The sequence below is a fragment of the Spiroplasma sabaudiense Ar-1343 genome (assembly GCF_000565215.1).
Classification (GTDB): Bacteria; Bacillota_I; Bacilli_A; order Mycoplasmatales; family Mycoplasmataceae; genus Spiroplasma_B; species Spiroplasma_B sabaudiense.
Genome location: NZ_CP006934.1, coordinates 708206 through 721075, shown reverse-complemented (window position 1 = coordinate 721075; position 12870 = coordinate 708206). Strand labels below are relative to the sequence as shown.

Sequence of the window (12870 nt, the reverse complement as noted above, 5' to 3'; positions counted from 1 at the left end):
TAACAATTTTCAGTAGGAAACATATTCTTAGCATTAGTTCGCAACGAACAATTATTTTAAGAGTTGTAAAATGAGACTATGGTCTCATTTTTTTTATTTAATAATCTGGCAAATTTCATCAACCAAATCAAAAAGTCCAATCATCTAATGATTGGACTTTTTAACTATGATTTTTAATTTTCTAATAGAGCTTAATTATTTTTTATCTAAATCTTCTATCAGTTTTTTATAATTTTGTGGACTTCATCAAATATTGTTATTTCAGTGATACAAATTATTGTCTAATTCCTGAGCACTTAGTAAGTTATTTATTGTAATATTTGGATTGAAAATTTGTTCTCTTCCAATTGCGACTAGGTCAATGTCATTTTTTAAAGCAATTTCAATATCAGCTCTTGTTTGAAAGTTACCAACAACTATGAGTTTTTTATCTGTTCATTTTGCAATCTCATTGGCATAGGTAATTCTAAATAATTTGGTTCCAGCGTTTTTAATTAATTTAGCATTATCAACAATACCAATTGTGGCTCCACTTGATATGTGAAAATAGGAAACAAAATTATTTAAAGCTTCAATTAGCGGTTTCATATCAGTAATTTTTAAAGGTGATTCATCAATATCATCTTCAACAGAAAGACGAATCCCAACAGTAATTTGAACTTCTTCAGCTATCCGCTTTGCAATTGATATTATCATTTGTGATCTAACTATCAATTCTGAATTTTTATCAATCTCGTTTAAAAGCGGGTGATAAAGCTCATTTAAGAGATATCCATGAGCGGCGTGCAATTCAACAAAGTCAAAGCCTGCTTTTTTTGCTCTCTTGGCAGCATCAATAAAGTCATTTTCAATTCTTTGTAAATCAGCTTTTGTAGCCATTTTTAGTTTAGTTTGGTTTAAATAGTTGAAATAGTTGGTAACCCCAATTGTTTCAATTTCCAACTCGGCCTTGGCTCCAGCATGGTTTAACTGAACCCCGACCACGGCCCCACCTTGATGAACAATGTCAACTACTTTGGCCAGTGGTGCGATTTGGGCATCTTTTCAAAGTCCTAAGTCTTTTTCTCTAATTTTACCTTCAGGTGATACAGCTGTTGATTCAACAATGATTGTTCCAGTACCCCCATATGCACGCGATCCATAATGTTGGATATGAAAATCTGTGGCAAAACCATCACTGGCCATTAAAGTGTCCATTGGAGGCATTACAATTCGATTTCTTGCAAATCTTCCAGGTGTTATTTCAATTTTATCTGTTATTTTTTTCATAAAAAGTACCTTTCATTACGCCTTGTTTGCGTAGAATAATAATAGAGGAATTGCGCTTTAAAAGCAATTAAATAAAAACCTGACAAACTAATTCAATTTTAAATATAGTAAATTGTCAAAAATCATTTAAAATAAGTTTAAGGGTAATCCATTTTATATTATTTTGGAACTTTAAAACCTTATTTTATAACTTTAAAGGAGTAAATTATGCTTAAACCTGAAATTTTACATTTTCTCGCACAACAACAACGTCGTCTTGATGACTTTATTTATAAAAAGAAAAATATTAAGTTTGATTCAACAATAAGTAATAAAAAAATTATTGCCTTTTTTGTCGAACTTGGTGAGTTTATAAATGAAGAAAAGAGCTTCAAATTTTGATCGCAAAAACCTTCAAGTGAGAGAAGTGTTTTACTAGAAGAATACATTGATGGAATTCATTTCATTGTAAGTATTGGTAATGAAGTTGGTTATAATTTTTTAGAATATCCAGCGGCCACTTTCAACAAAAATTTGTCAATTGAAATTATTTATTTTAATATTATTCAATCACTTGCAAGCTATATTTTAGATAAGACAGTTTTTAACTATCAAAATTTACTAAGAGATTTTTTAACTATTTCGCAAGCTTTCGACTTTACAGAAGAAGAAATAATTGGAGCCTATAATAAAAAAAATAAAATTAATTTTAATCGCCAAGAAGAAAACTATTAGAAGGGGGTCCTAAATGAGTTACAAAAAGCGTTTGAAGAACGAAGAAGTTGATATTGATATTTCTAAACGTCCAAATTTGAGTTTAGATTCAACTGTCACAATTGAAAATATCAATATCACCAGTGAAGTCACTGAAAACTTAGAGCCACCCAAGATTTTTGAAGAAAATTCAGCTGACCAGAATAGTGTTGATAATAATTGTGAGCAAGAAGATAATACTATTTATCCCGATAAAAAATCTTTTAATAACATTTATAACCGCGGCTGGGCCCTAGAGTCTTTGAAAGCAGCAAAAGCTGATTTTAATCGCAATAAAGCAAAGATAAATATTACAAAAGAGCCAAAAATCTTTTTAAAATTTACCGATAAGCAGATAAAAACTATTTTTCATGAATTTAAAGAAAAAGTAATTTCAGCTACGCCCAAATTAGTAATTTTAAAAGATCGCAAATTTGGTTATGAATTATTTATTGATGGAAGTAATAATCGTTTTTGAGTTAATGCCTTAGAATTCCAAGAACCCATTAATTTAAAAAGTCCAAAATACAAGCATGTCTGGCAAGGTAATTCTTTTATCGGATATGGTTTTGTTGAGTTTGAAGACTTTATTAATAAGGTCCATAACTTAATGTCAAAGGGTAAAACCGGAGTTAACCTATTTAGGGACTATGTGGTTGATGTGAATTTTGATAGAAATCGCTTTATTAGCAGCAATCATGATTTCAAATTATTTACTTATGAAGAATATGTAAAAATTGAAAAATGGTATGTCAAAAATAAAATTAATATTATGATAAAGATTGCTGGCCAAAAAGATATTGAAGATTTAAATGATGAAATTAAAATGCAAAATAAGGACAAAAGTAAGACTACAGCATTGCAGGTAATTCAGGCTAAACTACTATTACCTCCTAGACGATGTCGTTTTTTGGTAGTGATGCCGTGTTTAAATCCTAAGTATAAAGGTAAAAACTTTGCAAATCCAGAAAACAAATTATATAAGATAGGATTTTTATTTAATGACTAAAGCAACAAAAATCACAGCGATTTCAAACCAGTTAATTCAAGATTTATTATTATTGAGGCAAGCCAAATTCCAAAAAGAGAAGGGCTTATTTCTCATTGAGGGTGAAAATTTAATTAAAGAAGCAATTATAAATCAGCAATTAGTCAAACTTTTAACAAACGGGACATCCCCTGATTGGGTTCCTGATTTTGTTGAAAAATTTGAAGTGACACCAGAAATAATAAAAAAATTGAGTGATACTAAAAGTCCTCAAAATTTCATTGGAGTTGTTGCAATTAAAGAAAAAGAATTTGATTGAACCCATAATATTCTTGTCTTAGAAGATATTCAAGACCCTGGTAATATGGGAAGTTTAATTAGAAGTGCAAAGGCCTTTGGTTATTCAACAATTGTGGCATCACCTAGTTGTGTTAGTTTTTTTAATCCAAAAGTTATTAGGTCAACGCAGGGTTACATATTTTCGACAAATTTAAAAACTATGAATCTAGTAGACTTCTTGACTATTGCTAGATCAAAAAAATATCAAATTATTGGGACAAATATTCACGAAAAAAGTTCACCACTTGAAAGCATTACCAGCAATAATAAAAAGGTTTTGCTGCTGGGAAACGAGGGCAAAGGTTTGAGTTCCATAATTAGTAAATTTATTTCAACTAATTTTGTAATTGAGATGAATGAACAAGTAGAATCCTTGAATGTCAGTGTTGCAGGGGCAATCATAATGAACTTAACTTTTAATTAAATTATTTAATAAAAAAAATATTTTATTTTTTTGAAGTTATAATATGAAAAAGGGGAAAGTCAAATGGAATTTAGAGCAATAATAAATGGAAAAAAAGTACTAAATGATAACTGATTAGAAATTATAAACCCAAGCGATCAAAAAGTTGCAGGTAGAGTAACAGCATTATCTGAAAAAGAAATTAGCGAAGCTTTTGAAGTAGCTCGAAATAGTCAGCTTAAATGGTCTCAAACAAAATTATTAGACCGGATAATGGTTTTAAAAAAATTTCGGGATTTAATTGAAAACAATTCGCTAAAAATTGCTCAAATCATGAGCTTAGAAATTGCCAAAGGATTAAAAGATTCGCAAATAGAGGTTCAAAGAACTTTAGAGCTAATTGATTATACTTTTGAAGAGGCTAAACGGTTAAATCCGTTGGCACTAACCGGGGAAGAATTTGGCGTTGAGAATAAATTGGGAGTATTTTCACGTGTCCCAAAAGGTGTTGTTCTAGCGATTTCACCATTCAACTATCCAGTTAACTTATCACTGGCTAAAATTTTTCCAGCTCTTGTTACCGGGAATACAGTTGTTTTTAAGCCGGCCACGGCTGGAAGCTTAGTTGGAGCTTTCTTGGGGGAACTAAGTTTAGAAGCTAATTTGCCACCAGGAATTTTTAATGTAGTCACTGGAAGAGGTCGTGAGATTGGTGACTTAATTACAGCCAATCCACAAATTAATTTTATTTCTTTCACGGGTAGCGTTGGAGTTGGAGAACACTTAAAATCAATTTCTCAAACAAAAGACTTTGTTTTAGAACTTGGAGGTAAAGATCCAGCTCTAGTTTTGGATGATCAAAATTTAGAAATAAATGCCAAGGAAATTGTTGCAGGAGCATTTGGTTATTCTGGTCAAAGGTGTACAGCGATAAAGAGGGTTTTAACAACAGATGAAATTGCTGATAAATTAGTGCCGCTGTTATTAAAAGAGGTTAAAAAACTAAAAGTTGGTTATCCAAATGATAATCCTGATATAGTTCCGATGATTGATGAAAAATCAGCAGAATTTGTTCAAACTTTGGTTGATGATGCCAAAGAAAAAAAGGCAAAAATTATATTTGGGGGAAACCGTAAAAAAAATATGTTTGAACCAACTTTAGTTGATTATGTAACAAAGGATATGAAACTAGCTTGAGAAGAACCGTTTGGACCAGTATTACCTATTTTAAGGCTAAAAAGCGTTGGTGAAATGATAGAAATTGCAAATGAATCAAATTTTGGATTACAGGCAAGTATTTTTTCCCGAGATATAAATCAGGCTATTAAAATTGCCAAAGCTCTTAATTGTGGAACTGTAAATATAAATGGCAAATCCCAAAGAGGACCTGATAGTTTTCCTTTCTCAGGAATTAAAGATTCAGGGATGGGGGTTCAAGGAGTCAGAGAAGCACTCCTAAGTATGACAAGATTTAAAGGAATTGTAATTAATTACAAATAAAGATAAATATGAAAAGAAAAAAAACAACAATGGACCATGTCCAAAGATTTTTTAATCGACTTTATAAAAATTTAGAGCGAACAGCTGGAATGAGATTACATCACACCAAAAAAGATGATTTACCAGATATTGATCGAATGAATCGAATAATGGATGTGTTTTATAAGAATCCATGCTTAAAAATCCATGATAAAGAAAATATTTCGATTGTAAACTTTGAATCAAGTGATAATGTTAAAATCGAAGCTTTGGTTTATAAACCAAATCCAGATTCTAAAAAATGAATTATTGGAAGTCATTGATTTGGTGGTCATAAATACTGATCATTGTACCACGCTCTAATATTAACTAAAATGGGTTACAATGTTATTGCATATGATTTTAGAAATCATGGTAATAGTGGTAAGTCTCCAGTTACAATGGGAGCAACAGAGCATCTTGATTTTTTAGCAACTCTTAATTGATTAATGGAAAACGAGAAAGAAATTGACTCTTTAGGTATTATGGGAACAAGTATGGGTGCCTATGTGACAGAATATAATAATATTATTAATGCCGATTTATTAAGATCTGTGAACTTGAAGTTTGCGATAGCTGATGTTCCCTATGGTTCAATTGAGACGCTTTTTTGAAAAGTTAAAAATCAATATTTAAAACTGATACCAAAAAAAATGGCTAAAAAACGAATTAATAAACTGATTGATAAATTAAACAAAAATAATAATGTCGACCTTAGGGCCTCAAATTTAATTGAAAAATTAGAAATCGATAAATTAGTTCCAGCAGCTCCGACACTATTTTTGCACGGAAAATATGATGCTGTCACTCCGGTAACAGATAGTTATGATTTATATATATTTTCAGAGAAGTTGATTCCGGGTAATGAAATTTATACTTTTAATAACTCATCCCATACTCAATCAACGAGATTAAATTTTGAAACTCAATCACAATTAATATTAAATTTTGTTAATGGATTTGAAGATTCTAAAATTGATTTACAGCCAATATTGGATTTTTTTGAAATCAAAAACCCAATTGAAAACCGTAATAGAATTTAAAAACTTTATAGAAGTTTTTTTACTAAATGATCTAAAAGTAGAATTTATTTTCTAAATTCTACTTTTTTATTTTTTAAATGTCAGTCTTCCCAGCGAATGAATGCCTTAAAAAAATCACTTAAATATGCTATAATTATCTATATAAGTTACGAAAGGAATTGAAGATTAAAATGATAAAAAAATTTACACTATTTACTGCAGTTATCTATTTAATTATTTTATTATCTTCAATTTTTGTAATAGATCAGACCGTTATTGATAAAGAGGCTTTTTCAAATGGTAACTATGAGGTTTTGAGTACTTCAACAGGTTTCTTCAATTGGTTTGGGATATTAGCGATTGCAAGTGGAACTTCAGCAGCTTTAGATTTGCAAAAATTAATCACAACTATTATTTTATCGGGTTTCTTACTTATTATAATTTTAAGTTTTATCTCGCTAATTATAGTTTCAGTAGCCTTTAAAAAGGGAGTCTCAAAAAATATTAAAATTTTTGGAACAATATCGTATTCAATAGCTATTATTTTATTAATCGCCATTCAAGTAACTTTCGGATTTTCAAATTTTAACTCTGATTTTGATGAAGCGGTTTTTTCAAATAAGCCAATTTCAATTTTTTTCTTTTTAGAAACTACCAACCCCCAAAATGGGCTAAATGCTGTTCAGCAAATTAATCCAGCAATATTTTTCCCGGTATTATTTTTTGCGATTACTAATATAATTTTAATATTTTGCCAAAAAAGTCGTCTTCAAATTGATAAAACTCAAAATAATCATGTTAAAGAAAATTTTACCCAACCACAACCAAAAGCATCAGAGACTTTGAGAATGGGCGAGGACTCGATTGATTTAAACTCAAAAATTAATCGTTTACGCTCAGATTTAGCGAAGAGTCCAGCTGAAATGGAAGGGTTTACAGAGGAGAGTACCATTACAAATACAATCACTCAAGAAGAGGAAATTAAACCCCAACCAGTTTTAAAAGAATTTGTAACTCAAGAATTAAATCAAACTTTAGATGAACAAATTGTTGATCCTCTTATTATTGTTCAAGACGAAGCAAACAGTTTTAAACCCAAAGAACCACTACCAATCATTGAAGAATCTGTTTATGAGCCAATTTTAATAGATCCCTATGTCAAAACAATTACTCCAAGACGTGGTGGGAAACAAAAAGCTCAGCAATTTGAAGATCGCGGACCAATTGGGGTTACCTTCCATGACCCACTCCGTGGATTTAAACGCAATCGTGATTTAATTAAACCCGAGTACGAAAATAAAATATTTTTAGGGGATTCAGATAGAATATGAGAAGCTATTCGTCACGCTAATAGAGATATTTTGAAAAAGCACCCAGCATCTCTCCAAAATCAAGCACCTCAAAAAAATTATTATCAGCCAAATGAAGCTGAAATTGAAAAAATTAAAAGTATCTATACTTATGATAAAACCATTGACTGGGGAGATGACGCCTAGTCTAACTAAGCTTAATTTTAAATAAGACAACTTAGTAAAAAATAAATTCCAAAAGGAATTTATTTTTTTTATAATTATTTTATTTACATTGTGAAAATTTATTTACCTGTAAAAATATTTATTTTATAAAAAAATAAATAAAATGACTTTTTTTGTTGACATGATAATACACATTTGATATTATCAATAAGTCGCGATATTGCGCCAAATGATCTTTGAAAACTAAATAGAACAATTTACAACAATCATTAATTGTACAATTTAACTTGTATCAATTTGTTTGAGTTTAATAAAATAAAGGATAGTCAGAATCAAATATAGTCACGTTTTTTTTAAATGAGAGTTTGATCCTGGCTCAGGATGAACGCTGGCGGCATGCCTAATACATGCAAGTCGAACGGGGTGCTTGCACCCAGTGGCGAACGGGTGAGTAACACGTGTCTAATCTACCTTTTAGAGGGGGATAACAGTTGGAAACGACTGCTAATACCGCATAATACACCACTATGGCATCAGAAGGTGTTGAAAGGTCCGTTTGGACCGCTAAAAGATGAGGATGCGGCGTATTAGTTAGTAGGTGAGGTAATGGCTCACCTAGACGATGATACGTAGCCGAACTGAGAGGTTGATCGGCCACATTGGGACTGAGATACGGCCCAGACTCCTACGGGAGGCAGCAGTAGGGAATTTTTCACAATGGACGAAAGTCTGATGAAGCAATGCCGCGTGAGTGATGAAGGTTTTCGGATCGTAAAGCTCTGTTGTAGGGGAAGAATAGCTAGGAGAGGAAATGCTCTTAGTCTGACGGTACCCTACCAGAAAGCCACGGCTAACTATGTGCCAGCAGCCGCGGTAATACATAGGTGGCAAGCGTTATCCGGATTTATTGGGCGTATAGGGTGCGTAGGCGGCTTTGTAAGTTTGAGGTTAAAGCCCGGAGCTCAACTCCGGTTCGCCTTGAAAACTGCTTTGCTAGAATACAGGAGAGGTAGATGGAATTCCAAGTGTAGCGGTGAAATGCGTAGATATTTGGAGGAACACCAGTGGCGTAGGCGATCTACTGGCCTGTTATTGACGCTGAGGCACGAAAGCGTGGGGAGCAAATAGGATTAGATACCCTAGTAGTCCACGCCGTAAACGTTGAGTACTAAGTGTCGGCATTATGTCGGTGCTGCAGCTAACGCATTAAGTACTCCGCCTGAGTAGTATGCTCGCAAGAGTGAAACTCAAAGGAATTGACGGGGACCCGCACAAGTGGTGGAGCATGTGGTTTAATTCGAAGCAACGCGAAGAACCTTACCAGGGCTTGACATCCAGTGCAAAACTACAGAGATGTAGTGGAGGTTAACATTGAGACAGGTGGTGCATGGTTGTCGTCAGTTCGTGCCGTGAGGTGTTGGGTTAAGTCCCGCAACGAACGCAACCCCTATTATTAGTTACTAACATTCAGTTGAGGACTCTAATGAGACTGCTAGTGTAAGCTAGAGGAAGGTGGGGATGACGTCAAATCATCATGCCCCTTATGTCCTGGGCTACACACGTGCTACAATGGTCGGTACAAAGAGTCGCAATCTCGCGAGGGGGAGCTAATCTCAAAAAGCCGATCTCAGTTCGGATTGAAGTCTGCAACTCGACTTCATGAAGCCGGAATCACTAGTAATCGCGGATCAGCAACGCCGCGGTGAATACGTTCTCGGGTCTTGTACACACCGCCCGTCACACCATGAGAGTTGGTAATACCAGAAGCAGGTGTCCTAACCGTAAGGAGGGAGCCTACCAAGGTAGGATTAGCGATTAGGGTGAAGTCGTAACAAGGTATCCGTACGGGAACGTGCGGATGGATCACCTCCTTTCTATGGAGAGATTTTAAGTAATGAAGCTGAAAGTGACTAAGTGTATTAACAGCTTCGACTATCTTTTATGTTCTATTTAGTTTTCAGAGATTATTTGAATAATTTGGCAACAAATTATTGATAATCTTTGAAAAAAGAATTGTTCTTTGAAAACTGAATATTAGATGAAAAAATACAATTTTCTTATTTGTTTTATATAAATAAAAAATTAGACATCAATTGTTATTAAAAAAACTAAAATTGAAATCATAAATTTGCAATAGGTTTTTCTCTAAAAAGTATAGTAAGGGCATATGGTGAATGCCTTGGAAAATGGAGCCGAAGAAGGACGTGACTACCTGCGAAAAGCATCGGGGAGCTGGAAGTGAGCTTTGATCCGGTGATATCCGAATGGGGAAACCCAATACGATTCATCTCGTATTATCCATGACTGAATTCATAGGTCATGAGAAGGGAACCTTGGGAACTGAAACATCTTAGTACCAAGAGGAAAAGAAATCGAATGAGATTCCGTCAGTAGCGGCGAGCGAAAGCGGAACAGGCCAAACCGGTCTACGGACCGGGGTTGTAGGACCTTAGTTAGAGTTACAAAATTAATGTATAGCAGAAGCTGTTGGGAAGCAGCACCGCAGAGGGTGATAGTCCCGTATGCGAAATACATTAATCTCGAAGAGGTATCCTGAGTACGGCGGGGCACGTGAAACCCTGTCGGAATCTACCCAGACCACTGGGTAAGCCTAAATACTACCATTTTACCGATAGTGAACCAGTACCGTGAGGGAAAGGTGAAAAGTACCCCGAGAGGGGAGTGAAATAGTTCCTGAAACCATATGCTTACAAGAAGTCAGAGCCCGTTAATGGGTGATGGCGTGCTTTTTGTAGAAAGAGCCGGCGAGTTACGATATCGTGCAAGGTTAAGCGGAATCCGTGGAGCCGTAGTGAAAGCGAGCCTTAATAGGGCGTTTAGTACGATGTCGTAGACACGAAACCGGGTGATCTAGCCATGAGCAGGTTGAAGTTTGGGTAAAACCAAATGGAGGACCGAACCAACGTTCGTTGAAAAGACCGTGGATGACTTGTGGCTAGCGGTGAAATTCCAATCGAACCCGGAGATAGCTAGTTCTCCCCGATATAGCTTTAAGGCTAGCGTCGAGGTTTAGGACAATGGAGGTAGAGCACTGAATGTATGATGGCCCCACCTAGGGGTACTGAATGCAATTAAACTCCGAATGCCATTGTTTCATACTCGGCAGTCAGTACATGGGTGATAAGGTCCATGCACGTGAGGGAAACAGCCCAGATCATCAGTTAAGGTCCCAAAATGTATACTAAGTGTGTAAGGATGTGGAATTGCACAGACAGCTAGGATGTTGGCTCAGAAGCAGCCATCATTTAAAGAGTGCGTAACAGCTCACTAGTCGAGTGATTCTGCGCCGAAAATGTACCGGGGCTTAAGTATACTACCGAAACTATGGATTGGCGCGTAAGCGTCAGTGGTAGGGGAGCGTTCTAAGGGCGATGAAGTCAGACCGTGAGGACTGGTGGAGCGCTTAGAAGTGATTATGCCGGCATGAGTAACGTTTGGGGGTGAGAATCCCCCATGCCGTTTGACCAAGGTTTCCTGGGCAAGGTTCGTCCACCCAGGGTTAGTCAGGACCTAAGGCGAGGCCGAAAGGCGTAGTCGATGGACAACAGGTTGATATTCCTGTACTACTATGTAGAGTGATGGAGTGACGGAGAAGGATAGTGGAAGCCAGCTGTTGGATATGCTGGTCTAAGCACAAAGGGGTGTACGTAGGCAAATCCGCGTACTTTAACTCTGAAGTGTGATGGGGAGTGAACGCTTCGGCTAGTAGCGAAGTCCATGACTCCATGCTTCCAAGAAAAGCTTCTAGCGCTAATCTACATGGTACCTGTACCTAGAACGAACACACGTGGTCAAGGAGAGAATCCTAAGGCAAGCGAGAAAACTGTAGCTAAGGAACTCTGCAAAATCACCCCGTAAGTTCGCGAGAAGGGGTGCTCACTTTATGTGAGCCGCAGTGAAGAGGAAGGGGCAACTGTTTAGCAAAAACACAGCTCTCTGCAAAGTCGTAAGACGAAGTATAGGGGGTGACGCCTGCCCAGTGCCGGAAGGTTAAGAGGAGTGGTTAGTTTCGACGAAGCCATGAATTGAAGCCCCGGTGAACGGCGGCCGTAACTATAACGGTCCTAAGGTAGCGAAATTCCTTGTCAGGTAAGTTCTGACCCGCACGAAAGGCGTAATGATCCCTTCGCTGTCTCGGCTACAGACTCGGTGAAATTTTAGTACCAGTGAAGATGCTGGTTACCCGCAACTAGACGGAAAGACCCCGTGGAGCTTTACTATAACTTGATATTGAATCTTGGTGTAACATGTAGAGGATAGGTGGGAGACTATGAAGCAATCACGCTAGTGGTTGTGGAGTCATCCTTGGAATACCACCCTTGTTACATTGAGGTTCTAACCTCGGTCCGTTATCCGGATCAGGGACAGTGTCTGGTGGGTAGTTTGACTGGGGCGGTCGCCTCCTAAAATGTAACGGAGGCGCTCAAAGGTATTCTCAGTATGGTTGGAAATCATACATAGAGCGCAAAGGTAGAAGAATGCTTAACTGCGAGACTTACAAGTCGAACAGATGCGAAAGCAGGACTTAGTGATCCGGCGGTCCCGTGTGGAAGGGCCGTCGCTCAACGGATAAAAGTTACCCCGGGGATAACAGGCTGATCTCCCCCAAGAGTTCACATCGACGGGGAGGTTTGGCACCTCGATGTCGGCTCATCGCATCCTGGAGCTGAAGTCGGTTCCAAGGGTTGGGCTGTTCGCCCATTAAAGCGGTACGCGAGCTGGGTTCAGAACGTCGTGAGACAGTTTGGTCCCTATCTGTTGTGGGCGTAGGAAAATTGAGAAGAGCTGACCCTAGTACGAGAGGACCGGGTTGGACGCATCCCTGGTGCACCTGTTGTTCTGCCAAGAGCATAGCAGGGTAGCTATATGCGGAACGGATAATCGCTGAAGGCATCTAAGCGAGAAGCCTCCTTCAAGATGAGTTTTCCCATTGTTTAGCAAGTAAGATCCCATGTAGACCACATGGTTGATAGGCTGGGTGTGTACGCACGGTGACGTGTTTAGCTTACCAGTACTAATAGATCGAGAGTCTTTTTAGAATCAAGAAAAATCTAAAAAGTTGCAAATTTATGTTAAATCTAATGTTCAGTTTTGAAAGAATAA

The 12870-nt window shown here is 36.5% G+C and carries 7 protein-coding genes and 2 rRNA genes; 8 read left to right on the top strand and 1 reads right to left on the bottom strand.

Features of this window, described 5'->3' with window-relative positions; genetic code table 4:
• Positions 1–195: 195 nt before the first annotated feature.
• A complete protein-coding gene (locus SSABA_RS05000) occupies positions 196–1269 on the bottom strand; it encodes an oxidoreductase (RefSeq protein WP_025251165.1) in 1074 nt (357 codons plus the stop codon).
• A gap of 207 nt (positions 1270–1476) precedes the next feature.
• Between SSABA_RS05000 and SSABA_RS03265 the strand changes: the two genes are divergently transcribed.
• The 8 genes from SSABA_RS03265 to SSABA_RS03230 all read left to right on the top strand — a co-directional run bounded on the left by SSABA_RS03265 (position 1477) and on the right by SSABA_RS03230 (position 12806).
• Entirely contained in the window at positions 1477–1983 is a 507-nt protein-coding gene (locus SSABA_RS03265) for a dUTP diphosphatase (protein WP_025251164.1), read from the top strand.
• 13 nt (positions 1984–1996) lie between these two features.
• The gene (locus tag SSABA_RS03260) at positions 1997–3010 is read left to right on the top strand and encodes a hypothetical protein (protein WP_025251163.1); all 1014 of its coding nucleotides are present in this window, start codon (positions 1997–1999) and stop codon (positions 3008–3010) included.
• The gene (locus SSABA_RS03255) at positions 3003–3752 is read left to right on the top strand and encodes a TrmH family RNA methyltransferase (protein ID WP_025251162.1); all 750 of its coding nucleotides are present in this window, start codon (positions 3003–3005) and stop codon (positions 3750–3752) included. The genes SSABA_RS03260 and SSABA_RS03255 overlap by 8 nt, the downstream gene beginning before the upstream one ends.
• A gap of 63 nt (positions 3753–3815) precedes the next feature.
• Complete coding sequence (locus SSABA_RS03250; RefSeq protein ID WP_025251161.1) at positions 3816–5231, top strand: NADP-dependent glyceraldehyde-3-phosphate dehydrogenase; 1416 nt, start codon at positions 3816–3818, stop codon at positions 5229–5231.
• An 8-nt stretch (positions 5232–5239) separates the two neighbouring features.
• Positions 5240–6292 carry an alpha/beta hydrolase gene (locus SSABA_RS03245; protein WP_025251160.1) on the top strand — a complete coding sequence of 351 codons (1053 nt, stop codon included), beginning with the start codon at positions 5240–5242 and terminating at the stop codon, positions 6290–6292.
• A gap of 170 nt (positions 6293–6462) precedes the next feature.
• Entirely contained in the window at positions 6463–7767 is a 1305-nt protein-coding gene (locus SSABA_RS03240) for a hypothetical protein (RefSeq protein ID WP_025251159.1), read from the top strand.
• Positions 7768–8099: 332 nt separating this feature from the next.
• Positions 8100–9620: ribosomal RNA gene (locus tag SSABA_RS03235) — 16S ribosomal RNA — on the top strand.
• Positions 9621–9892: 272 nt separating this feature from the next.
• A 23S ribosomal RNA gene (locus SSABA_RS03230) occupies positions 9893–12806 on the top strand.
• Together the 16S and 23S rRNA genes form the textbook arrangement of a ribosomal RNA operon.
• Positions 12807–12870 lie beyond the last annotated feature (64 nt).